The sequence below is a fragment of the Streptomyces sp. NPDC001270 genome, assembly GCF_042896695.1.
Classification (GTDB): domain Bacteria; phylum Actinomycetota; class Actinomycetes; order Streptomycetales; family Streptomycetaceae; genus Streptomyces.
The window spans coordinates 12,889-27,202 of the sequence record NZ_JBIAXM010000045.1; the positions used below are offsets into that span (position 1 = coordinate 12,889).

General features: G+C 69.7%; 12 protein-coding genes and 1 riboswitch. Of the genes, 6 read left to right on the forward strand and 6 right to left on the reverse strand.

Annotation, left to right across the window (positions count from 1 at the left end):
* Positions 1 to 62: 62 nt before the first annotated feature.
* Positions 63 to 512 (reverse strand): hypothetical protein, encoded by a 450-nt coding sequence (locus ACFY2B_RS40840; RefSeq protein ID WP_390768129.1) that lies wholly within the window; start codon positions 510 to 512, stop codon positions 63 to 65.
* A gap of 116 nt (positions 513 to 628) precedes the next feature.
* On the opposite strand from ACFY2B_RS40840, the gene ACFY2B_RS40845 reads away from it, so the two are divergent.
* Positions 629 to 1,597, forward strand: coding sequence for a diacylglycerol/lipid kinase family protein (locus ACFY2B_RS40845; RefSeq protein ID WP_390768130.1), 969 nt, complete (start codon positions 629 to 631; stop codon positions 1,595 to 1,597).
* Positions 1,598 to 1,915: 318 nt separating this feature from the next.
* Positions 1,916 to 2,173 carry a WhiB family transcriptional regulator gene (locus ACFY2B_RS40850; RefSeq protein WP_007491230.1) on the forward strand — a complete coding sequence of 86 codons (258 nt, stop codon included), beginning with the start codon at positions 1,916 to 1,918 and terminating at the stop codon, positions 2,171 to 2,173.
* Between the two features lie 235 nt (positions 2,174 to 2,408).
* Here the strand turns inward: ACFY2B_RS40850 and ACFY2B_RS40855 are convergent, their stop codons facing one another.
* On the reverse strand, positions 2,409 to 3,875 hold the full coding sequence (locus ACFY2B_RS40855) for a sensor histidine kinase (RefSeq protein ID WP_390768166.1): 1,467 nt from the start codon (positions 3,873 to 3,875) through the stop codon (positions 2,409 to 2,411).
* Between the two features lie 525 nt (positions 3,876 to 4,400).
* On the opposite strand from ACFY2B_RS40855, the gene nagB reads away from it, so the two are divergent.
* Complete coding sequence (gene nagB, locus ACFY2B_RS40860) at positions 4,401 to 5,186, forward strand: glucosamine-6-phosphate deaminase (protein ID WP_390768131.1); 786 nt, start codon at positions 4,401 to 4,403, stop codon at positions 5,184 to 5,186.
* A gap of 95 nt (positions 5,187 to 5,281) precedes the next feature.
* Here nagB and ACFY2B_RS40865 read toward each other — a convergent pair whose 3' ends face one another.
* The 4 genes from ACFY2B_RS40865 to ACFY2B_RS40880 all read right to left on the reverse strand — a co-directional run bounded on the left by ACFY2B_RS40865 (position 5,282) and on the right by ACFY2B_RS40880 (position 10,145).
* Complete coding sequence (locus ACFY2B_RS40865; RefSeq protein WP_390768132.1) at positions 5,282 to 6,778, reverse strand: glycoside hydrolase family 3 protein; 1,497 nt, start codon at positions 6,776 to 6,778, stop codon at positions 5,282 to 5,284.
* A 7-nt stretch (positions 6,779 to 6,785) separates the two neighbouring features.
* Positions 6,786 to 7,643, reverse strand: coding sequence for a carbohydrate ABC transporter permease (locus tag ACFY2B_RS40870; RefSeq protein ID WP_390768167.1), 858 nt, complete (start codon positions 7,641 to 7,643; stop codon positions 6,786 to 6,788).
* Between the two features lie 23 nt (positions 7,644 to 7,666).
* Positions 7,667 to 8,653 (reverse strand): carbohydrate ABC transporter permease, encoded by a 987-nt coding sequence (locus ACFY2B_RS40875; RefSeq protein ID WP_390768133.1) that lies wholly within the window; start codon positions 8,651 to 8,653, stop codon positions 7,667 to 7,669.
* Positions 8,654 to 8,864: 211 nt separating this feature from the next.
* Positions 8,865 to 10,145: an extracellular solute-binding protein gene (locus ACFY2B_RS40880; protein ID WP_390768134.1), complete on the reverse strand. Its 1,281-nt coding sequence runs from the start codon at positions 10,143 to 10,145 to the stop codon at positions 8,865 to 8,867.
* 410 nt (positions 10,146 to 10,555) lie between these two features.
* On the opposite strand from ACFY2B_RS40880, the gene ACFY2B_RS40885 reads away from it, so the two are divergent.
* The 3 genes from ACFY2B_RS40885 to mctP all read left to right on the forward strand — a co-directional run bounded on the left by ACFY2B_RS40885 (position 10,556) and on the right by mctP (position 13,850).
* Positions 10,556 to 11,317 (forward strand): GntR family transcriptional regulator, encoded by a 762-nt coding sequence (locus ACFY2B_RS40885; RefSeq protein ID WP_390768135.1) that lies wholly within the window; start codon positions 10,556 to 10,558, stop codon positions 11,315 to 11,317.
* 644 nt (positions 11,318 to 11,961) lie between these two features.
* Positions 11,962 to 12,225, forward strand: coding sequence for a DUF3311 domain-containing protein (locus tag ACFY2B_RS40890; RefSeq protein WP_390768136.1), 264 nt, complete (start codon positions 11,962 to 11,964; stop codon positions 12,223 to 12,225).
* Entirely contained in the window at positions 12,222 to 13,850 is a 1,629-nt protein-coding gene (gene mctP / locus ACFY2B_RS40895; RefSeq protein ID WP_390768137.1) for a monocarboxylate uptake permease MctP, read from the forward strand. The genes ACFY2B_RS40890 and mctP overlap by 4 nt, the downstream gene beginning before the upstream one ends.
* A gap of 260 nt (positions 13,851 to 14,110) precedes the next feature.
* Positions 14,111 to 14,278: riboswitch (cobalamin riboswitch) on the forward strand.
* Positions 14,279 to 14,314 lie beyond the last annotated feature (36 nt).

The window sequence follows — 14,314 nt, forward strand, 5'->3', positions numbered from 1 at the left end:
GCGTGACGAGGTGCCCCCACCGATCCGTCCACTGGCCCGGCGCGCTCCCCTGCCGCGGCGCGCTAGGGCTCCTCCCGGCGGCCCGGGCCGCGGATCCCCAGGGCCTGTGTGGTCTCGGAGTTGATCAGCAGGACCAGTGCCGCCACCGCCACCACCGCGAGGACGATGCCCGCCGGGACGGCCGCGCTGTCGGCCTTGAGCAGGCTGTAGGCGATGGGCAGGGCCATGAGCTGGGTGATCACGGCGGGCCCCCGGCTCCAGCTGCGGCGCAGCAGCAGCCCGCGCGCCGCGAGCAGCGGCAGCAGGGCCAGCACGATCAGGGTGATGCCCAGCGTGACGGCCTGCTGCCGGTCGTCCGGGGAACCGGTGAGACCGAGGACGAACGTCCACACGCCGCCGGCCACCAGCGCGGCCCCCTCCAGTGCGGCCAGCGCCGCCGCCCAGGTCAGCCGGCGCGGACGGGGGCCCTCGGCGGCCGCGGGGTCCGGGGTGGGGTTCTGCTCACTGCTCACCCCAGCAGGGTAGCCGTCGCCGTACCGCACCCGGTGTCCAGGACCGTGCCGTCGCCTCTTACCGGATCCCTACCTCGGTCTGGGCCCGGTACCACCCAGTAGGTACGCTGCACCCCATGCGTGCACTACTCGTGGTCAATCCGGCGGCAACCACCACAAGCGCACGTACGCGTGACGTACTGATCCACGCCCTGGCCAGCGAGATGAAGCTGGAGGCGGTCACCACCGAGTACCGGGGGCACGCGCGCGACCTCGGCCGGCAGGCCGCGGACAGCAACGACATAGACCTGGTCGTGGCGCTCGGCGGCGACGGCACCGTCAACGAGGTCGTCAACGGCCTGCTGCACGACGGCCCCGACCCCGAGCGGCGGCCGGGCCTCGCCGTGGTCCCCGGCGGATCCACCAACGTCTTCGCCCGCGCCCTCGGCCTGCCCAACGACCCGGTGGAGGCCACCGGCGCGCTGCTGGACGCCGTGGCCCAGGGGCGCCGGCGTGTCGTGGGACTCGGACTCGCCGCGGGCACCCCCGGCACCGAGGACGAGTCGGTCCCGGCCCGCTGGTTCACCTTCAACGCGGGGCTCGGATTCGACGCGGGCGTCGTGGGCCGGGTCGAGCAGCAGCGTGAACTCGGAAAGACCTCGACCCACGCCCTGTATGTGCGCCAGGTTCTGCGGCAGTTCATCGGCGAGCCGAACCGCAGGCGCGGCACGATCACGCTCGAACGCGAGGGCGCGGACCCGATCAGGGATCTTGTCGTGGCCATAGTGTCCAACACGTCTCCCTGGACGTATCTCGGCAATCGCCCGATGTATACGTCGCCTAAGGCCGCGTTCGACAAAGGCATCGACGTCATGGGTCTCAGCCGCCTTTCCGCGGCCTCGGTTGCCCGGTATGGCACCCAGTTGCTCACTTCGTCCCCCGAGCGCGGGCCCCACGGCAAGCACGTCGTGTCCCTGCACGACATGGACCGCTTCACCTTGCAATCGAAGGCGCCACTGCCTCTCCAGATGGACGGCGACCATCTGGGACTGCGTACGAGTGTGACGTTCACAGGCGTACGCCGTGCACTGCGTGTGATTGTGTGAGTAGAACGGACCAAAGTCCTTTCACTCGAACGTTTAGGCCAGGATCCACCCCATGGAAGTACGGCTGTGACCTAGTCGACACCGAGGAATCAAAAAAAACTTTTCGGAAGGGGTTGTATCCGCCGCTGAGGTTTGCGAGTCTCTACGTGGCGATCGGGACGGCTCGAAACACCAGCCTCCATTGATCACCAGAACCCCTCTTCAAACCACAGGACCACGTCAGGGAACCTGGCGGTCGGCCCTTCACTTGTTGAGGGATTCGTGAAAGCGTTCACATTCACAAGCAATCCGCACGTCATATTAAGAGAGGTAGCAGCCATGGACTGGCGTCACAACGCCGTTTGCCGCGAGGAAGACCCCGAGCTGTTCTTCCCCATCGGCAACACCGGTCCTGCGCTGCTGCAGATCGAGGAAGCCAAGGCCGTCTGCCGTCGCTGCCCGGTTATCGAGCAGTGTCTGCAGTGGGCGCTTGAGTCCGGTCAGGACTCCGGCGTCTGGGGTGGTCTCAGCGAGGACGAGCGCCGCGCCATGAAGCGCCGCGCCGCTCGCAACCGGGCCCGTCAGGCAACCGCCTGACACTCCCACCCTGTTGGACAGCCTGAGCTTGGCGGCGCGTACAGCGAGTACGCATCTCCCGCCCCCGAGCCGCAGCGCGCAGTACCCCCGATGCGCTTAGCACGACCGCAACGAGCACTGGCCTCGGACCCGACCTGGGTCCGGGGTCTTTTGCTGTGCGGGGCGTGGACCGCTTTCCGGCCCGGCCGTGACACCGGGGCCCGCGGACCCCTCGGCCCGAACGCGCCGTCCGCCGCTACTTCCGGGTCGGCACCGGAATGTCCAGGATCACCCGCGTCCCCCGTTCGGGCGCAGGCACCATATCGAACGTACCCCCCAACTCTCCCTCGACCAGGGTTCGTACGATCTGCAGACCGAGGTTGCCCGAGCGGTGCGGGTCAAAGCCCTCGGGGAGGCCCACGCCGTCGTCCTGGACGGTGACGAGCAGCCGGGCCTCCTTGGTGGAGCCGCCGCGGACCGCCGACACCTCGACCGTTCCGGTGTCGCCCTCGCGGAAACCGTGTTCGACGGCGTTCTGCAGGGCCTCGGTGAGGACCATCGACAGCGGCGTCGCCACCTCCGCGTCCAGGATGCCGAAGCGCCCGGTGCGCCTGCCGGTCACCTTGCCCGGCGATATCTCGGCGACCATCGCGAGCACGCGGTCGGCGATCTCGTCGAACTCGACGCGCTCGTCCAGGTTCTGGGAGAGCGTCTCGTGCACGATCGCGATGGACCCGACCCGCCGCACCGCCTCTTCCAGCGCCTCCCGGCCGCGCTCCGACTCGATCCGCCGGGCTTGCAGGCGCAGCAGCGCGGCGACCGTCTGGAGGTTGTTCTTCACCCGGTGGTGGATCTCCCGGATGGTCGCGTCCTTGGTCATCAACTCGCGCTCGCGGCGCCGTAGTTCGGTGACGTCCCGGAGCAGCACCAGCGAACCGACGCGGACGCCCTTCGGCTTGAGCGGGATCGCCCGGAACTGGATCACCCCGTCGCCCGACTCGATCTCGAACTCGCGGGGCGCCCAGCCGCTGGCGACCTTGGCCAGCGCCTCGTCCACCGGCCCACGGGTCGGCGCGAGTTCGGCGGTGGTACGGCCGAGGTGGTGGCCGAGCAGATCGGCGGCGAGGCCGAGCCGGTGGTAGGCGGAGAGGGCGTTCGGGGAGGCGTACTGGACGATGCCGTCCGCGTCGAGCCGGATCAGGCCGTCGCCGACCCGCGGTGAGGCGTCCATGTCGACCTGCTGGTCCGGGAACGGGAAGGAGCCCGCCGCGATCATCTGCGCGAGGTCGGAGGCGCTCTGGAGATACGTCAGCTCCAGACGGCTCGGCGTGCGCACGGTCAGCAGGTTGGTGTTGCGGGCGATGACACCGAGGACCCGCGACGCCCGGCGCACCGGGATCGACTCGACCCGGACCGGGACCTCCTCGCGCCACTCCGGGTCGCCCTCGCGCACGATCCGGCCCTCGTCCAGCGCCACGTCCAGCATGGGCCGCCGGCCGCGCGGGACGAGGTGGCCGACCATGTCGTCCTGGTAGGAGGTCGGCCCGGTGTTGGGACGCATCTGGGCGACCGAGACGTACCGGGTGCCGTCATGGGTGGGAACCCACAGGACCAGGTCGGCGAAGGAGAGGTCGGAGAGCAGCTGCCACTCCGAGACCAGCAGGTGCAGCCATTCGAGATCGGAGTCGTCGAGGGCTGTGTGCTGGCGTACGAGTTCGTTCATGGAGGGCACACCTGCGAGCGTACCCGGCGGTCTGTCGGCCCCGGAAACACCCGCGGGCCGCGGCGCCTGAGAGGGACCCTCAACCCTCCCGGCACCGCAGCCCGGAGCAACAACGGCCGTGGGGTGTGCGGTCCCGGTCGGCCGAAGGATGAGGAGCCGGGGCAGTCAGGGCAGAGAGCTCCGGTTCCTCGGTCCGCCTTCCTGTGCGGGGAAGACGGAAGTCTGCGGTTGTACCGTGCGTACGGTCCTGCCGTACGCCGTACCTGAATTCATTGTGGACTAGACCACGTGGGTGTGTCCATGCGCCGGGGACTGTTCGTCACCGCCGTTTCGCAGCCTAGCCCGGCCCGGCCGGGAACGGGGCCGGCCGGCGGGGGCGATTTCGGTCACTGCCCCCTCCCCCGGCCCGTGGGCGACAGCGGCCCCCTTCACCACTCCCTCGGGGGCGGCGTCCGTAGCGGGTCGATGCTAGATTGGTCTAAACCACATATACCTTCCAGCCCTCTTCAGAACGGCAGGCCCAGCGTGGAAGTTGTCATCGTCCCGGACGCCGCGGCCGGCGGCGAACTGATCGCCGAGGCCATGGCCCGGCTGCTCAGACACAAGCCCGACGCCGTGCTCGGCGTGGCCACCGGCTCGACCCCGCTGCCCATCTACCAGGCGCTGACGGCGAAGGTGCGCGCCGGTGCCGTGGACACCTCGCGGGCGCGGATAGCGCAGCTCGACGAGTACGTAGGGCTGCCGGCCGATCACCCGGAGTCCTACCGTTCGGTGCTGCGCCGGGAGGTGCTGGAGCCGCTCGGGGTCGGCATGGACGCGTTCATGGGGCCGGACGGCACGGCCGAGGACGTGCGGGGCGCCAGCGCCGCGTACGACCGGGCGCTCACCGAGGCGGGCGGCGTGGACCTTCAGCTGCTCGGGATCGGGACCGACGGGCACATCGGCTTCAACGAGCCGTGCTCCTCGCTGGCCTCGCGCACCCGGATCAAGACGCTGACCGAGCAGACCCGGATCGACAACGCGCGGTTCTTCGACGGCGACATCGAGCAGGTGCCGCACCACGTCATCACCCAGGGCATCGGCACCATCCTGGAGGCCCGGCACCTGGTGCTGCTCGCGACCGGTGAGGGCAAGGCGGACGCGGTCGCGGCGACCGTGGAGGGACCGGTGGCGGCGGTCTGCCCCGCCTCCGCGCTGCAACTGCACCCGCACGCCACCGTCGTCGTGGACGAGGCCGCCGCCGCCAAGCTGAAACTCGCCGACTACTTCCGGCACGCCTACGGCAACAAGCCGGACTGGCAGGGCATCTGACCGGTCCCGGACCGCACCCGGCCACCGCGGCGCACGGACGAGGGCGCCGGGCTCCCTGTCGGAGCCCGGCGCCCTCGTGTGCCGTGGAACCGCTGTCACCCGCCGACCACGATCTCCGCCGCCGCCTGTCCGCAGACGCGGGCCGCGCCGTGGGTGGCGATGTGCAGGGCGCCGCGCGGCGGGGCCTGCGGGACGCCCATCTCGACCACGACCGTGTCGGGGCGGGACGCCAGCAGGGTGTCCAGGGCCGCCGTCATCCAGGGGTGCCGGTGCTCGTCGCGGACGACGGCGACGATCCGGCCGTCGCCCGCGGCGGCCAGCGCCACCTGTCCCGCCTCCGCGCCCGAGAAGCTTCCCGTCCGCGTGCCGGGCAGCAGCCGGGCAAGTTCCCCCGCGACGCCCCACGGGGTCGCGTCCCCGACGGCGATGTTCATGGCCGGGGTGAAGGTGGCGACGTACGGGGCCCCGGCCGGCGGCTCGTACCGGCCGGAGCGGGTCACCCGCAGCGCGCGCCGGGCGGCGACCAGGCCGATGTCCTCCCGGGGCGCCTCTCCCGCCGGGCCGGCCGCGCTCCCGTCGGCGGCAGCCGTCCAGCGGGCCGTCGCGCGCACCCGCTCGGCCGCGTCCGCCAGCCGTTCCTCGGGCAGCTCGCCGGAGCGGACCGCGGCCACCAGGGCGTCGCGCAGCCGGCTCACCGTCCCCTCGTCGGACGGCCCGCCGCCCACGCAGATCGCGTCGGCGCCGGCCGCGATGGCGAGGACGCTGCCGTGTTCCATGCCGTAGGTGGCGGCGATGGCCTGCATGTCTATGCCGTCGGTGACGATCAGACCGGTGTAGCCGAGTTCGCCGCGCAACAGCTGGGTCAGGATGCGCCCGGAGAGGGTGGCGGGGCGGTCCGCGTCCAGGACCGGGACCAGGATGTGCGCGCTCATCACGGCCCGGGTGCCGGCCGCCACGGCGGCCCGGAAGGGAGCCAGCTCGCGGGAGTGCAGCAGGTCGGCGGCGATGTCGACGCGGGGCATCGCGTGGTGCGAGTCGACGGTCGTGTCGCCGTGTCCCGGGAAGTGCTTGGTGCAGGCGGCCACACCGGCCGACTGGAGACCGGTGACGTAGGCCGCGACGTGCCGGGCCGTCAGGTCGGGGTCGGCGCCGAACGAGCGGACACCGATGCCCGGGTTGGCGGGGTCGGAGTTCACGTCGGCCACCGGGGCCCAGTTGAAGTCCACCCCGCAGGCCGCGAGCCGGCGGCCGAGTTCGCGGGCCACGTCATGGGTGAGCGCCACGTCGTCGACGGTGCCGAGCGCGCGGTTGCCGGGGAAGCTGGAGCCGGTGTGCACTTCGAGGCGGGTGACGTCCCCGCCCTCCTCGTCGATGGCGACCAGGATGTCGTCGCGCTCGGCGCGCAGCCGGGCGGTCAGGGCGGCGAGTTGTTCCGGTGAGGCGATGTTGCGGCCGAACAGTCCCACCGACGCCAGGCCCTCGTCGAGGCGGCGCAGCACCCAGTCGGGGGCGGTGGTGCCGTCGAAACCGGGCTGGAGGACGGCGAGGGCGTCGCGGGTGAGGGTGTCGGTGCGGCCGGCGAGTGTGGTCATCAGGGCGTCATCCCTTCACGGCGCCCGCGGTCAGACCGGCTGCCATCTTGCGCTGGACGAACAGGAACAGGACCACGATCGGCACGGCCATCATGGTGGCACCGGCCATCATCGGCGCGTACTCGGTGCCGTGCTTGGTGGTGAAGTTGCCGAGCCACACGGTCGCGGTCTGGTGCTGCTGGCTCATCAGCATGAGGGCGTACAGGTACTCGTTCCACGCCTGGATGAAGGCGTAGACCGAGGTGGCGACCATGCCGGGGGCGAGCAGCGGGAAGACGACGCGGACGAAGGCGCCGGTGCGGGTGCAGCCGTCGACCATCGCGGCCTCCTCCAGCTCCCGCGGGATGTTGACGATGAAGCCGCGCAGCGTCCACACCGTGAAGGGGAGGATGAAGGTCAGGTAGGTGATGATCAGGCCGGTGAGCTTGTCGTACTGGTCCAGGTCGTTCAGCAGCAGGAAGACCGGGATGATCATGGCGACGAGCGGGATCATCTGCACCGCGAGGATGCCGACGATCACGATCTTCCGGCCGCGGAAGGCGAACCGGGAGATGGCGAGCGCGGCCAGCATGCCGACGACGACGCCGATGGCCACGACGGACACGGACACGATCAGGCTGCGCCCGACCGGTCCCCAGAAGTCGGCGATGTCCAGCGCACGGCGGAAGTTGGAGAGGGTCAGCTCCGTGGGCAGCAGGCTGGGGTCCGCGTCGATGGCGTCCTTGGCGGGCTTGAACGCCGTGTTGACCATCCAGTAGACGGGGAAGCCGGCGACGACGAAGACCAGGAGGCCGAGGAGGTTCCAGCCGAGCCGGGCCCCGCTCCTGCGCCGGCCACCGGCGGCGACGGCACCCGTGCCGCTCATGTCGCTCGTGCTGCTCACGCTGCTCACTCGACCTCTCCGATCTTCAGCATCTGGCGCATATAGACGGCGACCACACCGAGCAGCAGCAGCACGGTGATCACGGCGATCGCCGAGCCCTGCGCATAGTCGTTGACCACGAAGGCGCGGTCGTAGGAGTAGGTGGTCAGCAGCTGGAACTGGGACTCCGGGTGGCCGCCCCGCATCACGAAGACCTGCGGGAAGACGCCCATGTCCCAGATGACCGAGAGGGTCGTGAGCATCACGATGATCGGCTTGAGGATGGGCAGGGTGACGTACCGGAAGACGCCCCAGGCGCCCGCGCCGTCGAGACGGGCGGCCTCCTCCAGTTCCTTGGGCACCTGGGTGAGGCCCGCGCTGAGCGTGATGACCACGAAGGGCACGGCGCCCCAGATCACCAGGAGCATGATGACGGCGAGGCCCTGCGGCCCGTTGGCGAACCAGTTGTGGCCGATCAGATCGACGCCCGGCAGCTTGCTCAGCACCGCGTTGAAGACGCCGTAGTCGGTGTCGAACAGCCATTTGAAGACGGTGGTGGCGACGATGACGGGCATGCCCCAGCTGGCCACCAGGGCGATGTTGATGAGCATCTTCACCCAGCCGGAGACCCGTTGCAGCAGCAGGGCGACCAGCATGCCGAGGACCATCGTGAAGATCACGGAACCGGCCGCGAAGACGATCGTGCGCAGCACGACCTGCCAGAACTCGCCGTCGCCGAGCACCTTGGAGAAGTTGTCGAACCCGACCGACTCGGCCGGCTGGAAGCCCCACAGCTGGGACTGCCCGAACTTCTGGAAGGACAGGGTGACCAGGCGGACCAGCGGATAGCCCATGACCAGGGCGAGGATCACCAGGCAGGGGGCGAGCAGCAGCCAGGGGATGCCCGCGCCGCCGGACGTCCGCTTTCCGCGTGGCTGTCGGGTGCCGCCCGGTGGTGGCGCCTGCCGCGGCGGCGGCACCTTGGCGGGGGTGGTCGTGTCTGCGGCACTCATCGCGCGCTCCTCAGCGGTCCTTCTGGTCGTACGAAGCAGAAATCCCGTACGGAAGCCGGAATTCCGCACGAAGACCCGGGTCCCGGAGGGCCGCGCCTGCGTACGGAGTCCGGGTCCCGGGGGCCGTGCGGCACCGGACACCGCGCGGCCGTACGAGATGCAGGGCCCCCGCCCCCGGACTCCCCGGGGTCCACGGGGCCCTGCGCTCACGTCACTTGGTGTTGATCACCTTGTCGATCGCGGCGTCCGCTTCCTTCGCGGCGGCCTCGACCGACTGCTTGCCGGTGCCGATGTCCTGCAGCATGGTCTGCAGGACCTGGGACTTCTCGATCTGGAGCCAGCCCGAGGCCATCGGGACGAACCAGCTGGACTCGGCCGCGGTGGCGGGGACGACGGTCGCCGGGTCCTTCTTCAGGGTCTGGAGGTCCGTCGTGTTGTTGGGCAGGTTGCCCTTCGCCATCAGGCCCTTCTGGCCGTCGGGGCCGGTGAAGGCGTTGATCCACTCGGCGGCGACCTCCTGGGCCTTGGACTTCACCGGGACGGCGAGGTCGGAGCCGCCGAGGAAGACCGGCATGTTCTTGCCGGACGGGCCGGGCATCACGAAGCTCTCAAGGTTGTCCTTGAGCTTTCCGGTCTTGTCGTTCTTCGGGTCGGCCGAGGTCGCGCCCTCCCAGGCGGCACCGAAGATCATGCCGGACTGGCCCTGCCCGTAGACGATGTAACGGTCGGACTCGTCCTTGGTCTTGTCACCGTGCATGTACTTGTCGATGACGTTCTTGAAATCGGTGAGGCCCTTGAGGGACTCCGGCGAGGAGAGGGTGCCCTTCCAGGTGCCGCCCTCCTCCTTGGCGATGGCGCCGCCGGCGTCGTAGACGAAGGACATGGCCGCGTACCAGTCGCGGGTGGGCTGGTACCAGGCGCTGAACTTGTCGCCCTGCTTCTTCTGGATCTTGTCCAGGTCGGCGGTCAGCTCGTCGTAGGTCTTCGGGGTGGCCTTGATGCCGGCCGAAGCCGCGATGTCCTTGCGCCAGTTGGCGACCCGGCCGCCGGCGTAGTACGGGACGCCGAAGGTCTTGCCCTCGTACGTCACGGATGCCTTGAGGCCGTCGAGCCAGGCGGAGGAGTTGGTGAACTTGGCCGGGTCGACGGGCGCGAAGGCACCCTTGACCATGTAGCTCAGCATCTCGGTGTTGCCCATCTCGACCACGTCGGGGGCCTTGTCGGTGGCGAGGACGGCGTCCAGCTTGGTGTTCTTGTCCGGCCAGCCGTAGTACTCGTGCTTGATCTTGATGCCGGGGTGCTTCTTCTGCACCGCGGCGTCGGCGGCCTTCACCAGGTCGGGCCAGTTGTTCTGCGCGTCGACGGTCAGCCAGACGGTCAGTTCCTTGGCGTCCGCGCCACTCGACCCGCCGTCGTCCTTGTTGTCGCCGCACGCCGCGATGGAGAAGACCATGCCCGCGATACCGATCGCGGCTATCAGCTTGCGCTTCACGCCACCCTCCTCAGGGATGCCACAAACCCCCCTGCCTCCCCGCGGTGAGCGCAACGCTACGTACCGCCCATGGGGCCGGGACCTGGACCAATGGTGTAGACCAGTACGGGGAGCTTGGCCCAGACCAATTGACCTGTCAAGGGTGTTCAACCAGGCGCGGAGCGTCCGTGATCCGACCGAGATATGCAGAGACCTTTCATTCCGCAAGCGACAGATCGGACGGACCACTTCGGGCGAACCACGGCTCCCCGGAGGGCCCTATGGACTAGACCAACGGGGGGTGCGACGGTATACAGAGGAGATCACGGACCGTTCGGGTGGCCTCCCGTCACACGATGCCGTGCCACGATGTGATCCGAGGCCGATGGGACATCGGTCGCATTCGGCACCCGGAGCCGGGAAGGCAGAACATGAGCACCGACGTCAGCAGTGCGGAGAACGAGGGTGGGGCGACCGTCCGTACCGCGCGCGTGCCCAAGTACTACCGCCTGAAGAAACACCTGCTCGACATGACGCAGACGCTGCCGCCGGGCACACCGGTCCCGCCGGAGCGCACGCTCGCCGCCGAATTCGACACCTCGCGCACCACCGTGCGCCAGGCCCTTCAGGAACTGGTCGTCGAGGGCCGGCTGGAACGGATCCAGGGCAAGGGCACGTTCGTCGCCAAACCGAAGGTCTCCCAGGCGCTGCAACTCACCTCCTACACCGAGGACATGCGCGCCCAGGGTCTGGAGCCGACCTCGCAACTGCTGGACATCGGCTACATCACCGCCGACGACCGGCTCGCCGAACTGCTGGACATCTCGGCCGGCGGCCGGGTGCTGCGCATCGAGCGGCTGCGGATGGCCAACGGCGAGCCGATGGCGATCGAGACCACGCACCTGTCCGCCAAGCGCTTCCCGGCGCTGCGCCGCAGTCTCGTGAAGTACACGTCCCTCTACACCGCCCTGGCGGAGGTGTACGACGTGCATCTGGCGGAGGCCGAGGAGACCATCGAGACCTCGCTGGCCACGCCGCGTGAGGCGGGCCTGCTCAGCACGGACGTCGGCCTGCCGATGCTGATGCTCTCCCGCCACTCGCGGGACAAGAACGGCAACCCGGTGGAGTGGGTGCGGTCGGTCTACCGCGGGGACCGCTACAAGTTCGTCGCGCGGCTGAAGCGACCGCAGTAAAGGGCCACTTGAGGCCGTACGCGCGGGGTGGCGCGCGCCCCGGTCCCGTTGTGCGTGCCGCCCGCCGCCACGTGGGCGGCCGGGCTCCCCGATGCGTACCGCGAACGTCACAGCCATCGCCGTATGGACCCTCGTCGCGATCGTCGGCGCGGCCGGCTGGTCCGTGTCGCGCGCTCCCGGGGAGAGACGTCTCCGCCGCCCGGACGGTCGCGGCGGCTCTCGGATCCTACGCGACGCCCACCGCTCACACCCCTGGTTCGTCCCGATCACCGCGCACCGGGGCCGTCGTCGCGGACGCGTTGCGGGTGTGCACGCGGCACATCCGGGGTCGCCCCCCGTCCACCCGGTACGGGACGCCCTACGACGAGGCGCGGATCACCTCCCCGGCCGGACCGCTCGCCACCCGGGCCGAGAAGCGGGCGGCGCGGCAGGAGGCTTGCACCGCGGCGGACGGCCGGGAGCGGCAGGAGGCCGGCCGCGGCGGACGGCCGGAAGCGGACCCCGCGGACCACCACCAGGGCTTTCCTCGCCGCCGGATCGCTGTTTGCTACCGAAATACGGATAGGGCTTCCGCTCCCTCGGCGCCGTAACCTACATTGCCTGCGCGTTGCACCAGGTGATCAACGAGGGGATGGAGCCCAGGCATGCCGGATGCGCCTGAAGTGAAACAACCGGTGGTGACACCGGTACGCGTGGTCATCGCGCTGTGTCTCGTCGCGCCCTTCGTGGCGATGCTGTGGGTCGGCTCCTACGCCAAGATCGACCCCACCTTCATCGGGATCCCGTTCTTCTACTGGTACCAGATGCTGTGGGTGCTGATCTCCACCGCGCTGACCATGATCGCCTACTACCTGTGGCAGCGTGACCAGCGCGCCCGCAGGACCCGGAGCGGAGGTGCCGCGAAGTGAACGGTGGCGTCAACGGTGTCGCGCTCGGCGTCTTCATCTTCTTCTTCCTGGCCGTCACGGTCATGGGCTTCCTGGCCGCGCGCTGGCGCCGGGCCGAGAACGAGCACAGCCTCGACGAATGGGGGCTCGGTGGCCGGTCGTTCGGCAACTGGATCACCTGGTTCCTGCTCGGCGGCGACCTGTACACGGCCTACACCTTCGTGGCCGTCCCGGCGGCGATCTACGCGGCCGGCGCGTCCGGCTTCTTCGCCGTGCCCTACACGATCATCGTCTACCCGCTGATCTTCACCTTCCTGCCCCGGCTGTGGTCGGTCTCGCACCGGCACGGCTATGTGACCACCTCGGACTTCGTGCGCGGCCGGTTCGGCTCCAAGGGCCTGTCGCTGGCGGTGGCACTCACGGGCATCCTCGCGACGATGCCGTACATCGCGCTCCAGCTGGTGGGCATCCAGGCGGTCCTGGACGTGATGGGCGTGGGCGGCGGCGAGAACACCAACTGGTTCGTCAAGGACCTGCCGCTGCTGATCGCGTTCGGCGTGCTGGCCGCGTACACCTACTCGTCGGGGCTGCGGGCACCCGCGCTGATCGCGTTCGTGAAGGACACGCTGATCTACATCGTCATCGCGGTGGCGATCATCTACATCCCGATCAAGCTGGGCGGGTTCGACGACATCTTCGCCAAGGCCGGCCACGCCTTCGCCCAGACCAACCCGGCGACGGGGGCACCGCGCGGGGCGCTCGCGCCGGCGGAGCCGGGCCAGTGGACGTACGCCACCCTGGCGCTGGGCTCCGCGCTCGCGCTGTTCATGTACCCGCACTCGATCACCGCGACGCTGTCCTCGCGCAGCCGTGAGGTGATCCGCCGCAACACCACGGTCCTGCCGCTGTACTCCCTGATGCTGGGCCTGCTCGCCCTGCTGGGCTTCATGGCCATCGCGGCCGGGATCAAGGTCGACAACGGCCAGTTGGCCATCCCGCAGCTGTTCGCGGACATGTTCCCGGACTGGTTCGCGGGCGTGGCGTTCGCGGCGATCGGCATCGGTGCCCTGGTGCCCGCGGCGATCATGTCCATCGCGGCCGCGAACCTGTTCACCCGGAACATCTACAAGGACTTCATCAAGCCGAACGCGACGCCGGCGCAGGAGACCCGGGTCTCCAAGATCGTGTCGCTGCTGGTGAAGGTGGGCGCGCTGGTCTTCGTCCTGAGCATGGACAAGACGGTCGCCATCAACTTCCAGCTGCTGGGCGGCATCTGGATCCTGCAGACCTTCCCGGCCCTGGTCGGCGGCCTGTTCACCCGCTGGTTCCACCGCTGGGCGCTGCTCGCGGGCTGGGCCGTCGGCATGGTGTACGGCACGGTCGCCGCGTACGGCGTCGCCTCGCCCACGCAGAAGCACTTCGGCGGCTCCGCGAAGGAGATCCCCGGGATCGGCGAGATCGGCTACATCGGCACGACGGCGTTCGTGCTCAACGTCCTCGTCACCGTCGCCCTGACCTTCGTCCTGAAGGCCGTGAAGGCTCCCGAGGGCGTGGACGAGACGGCCCCGGAGGACTACACGGCCGACGCGGGCGACAGCGGCGTCCGGACGGAGCCGACCCCCGCGACCGCCGGCGCCGACCACTGAAAGACCGCCCCGCAGGGGCACGCGGAAGCGTACGGACAACCGCACACATCCCCCAGCGGGCCGCCGAAGCCGACCGGCGACGGCGGCCCGCTGCCACACCCACGACCCGCGCCCGCACGACCACCGACACCTCCCACAGGGGCGCGGGGAACCGCGCGACCGGCCGCCCACGACCCCCGCCCCGCCACCAGGGCCGGGCGACCACGTCACTCTTCTCACCTACCCGTTGACACTCCGATACCGCCGTGACACAACATCTAGGGGTGGCACCGCAAGGCGGCACTAGATGTATGCTCATGCTCGCTGTCGTCGCAGGGGAATCCGGTGTGAATCCGGAACTGTCCCGCAACGGTGTACTCATGCCCGTATGCCCGCATACGAGCATGCAGGCTTCAGTCCGAGGACCTGCCGACAGTGCGCCCGGCCGTCCGGTCCGGGTGCCTGACGTCCGGGCCTCGTGGAAT

Excerpts from the sequence above, each read along its gene's own strand:
- ACFY2B_RS40845 (WP_390768130.1), top strand. The coding sequence starts at position 629 with ATGCGTGCACTACTCGTGGTCAATCCGGCGGCAACCACCACAAGCGCA.
- ACFY2B_RS40850 (WP_007491230.1), top strand. The coding sequence starts at position 1,916 with ATGGACTGGCGTCACAACGCCGTTTGCCGCGAGGAAGACCCCGAGCTG.
- ACFY2B_RS40855 (WP_390768166.1), bottom strand. The coding sequence starts at position 3,875 with ATGAACGAACTCGTACGCCAGCACACAGCCCTCGACGACTCCGATCTC.
- ACFY2B_RS40865 (WP_390768132.1), bottom strand. The coding sequence starts at position 6,778 with ATGACCACACTCGCCGGCCGCACCGACACCCTCACCCGCGACGCCCTC.
- ACFY2B_RS40870 (WP_390768167.1), bottom strand. The coding sequence starts at position 7,643 with ATGAGCGGCACGGGTGCCGTCGCCGCCGGTGGCCGGCGCAGGAGCGGG.
- ACFY2B_RS40875 (WP_390768133.1), bottom strand. The coding sequence starts at position 8,653 with ATGAGTGCCGCAGACACGACCACCCCCGCCAAGGTGCCGCCGCCGCGG.
- ACFY2B_RS40885 (WP_390768135.1), top strand. The coding sequence starts at position 10,556 with ATGAGCACCGACGTCAGCAGTGCGGAGAACGAGGGTGGGGCGACCGTC.
- ACFY2B_RS40890 (WP_390768136.1), top strand. The coding sequence starts at position 11,962 with ATGCCGGATGCGCCTGAAGTGAAACAACCGGTGGTGACACCGGTACGC.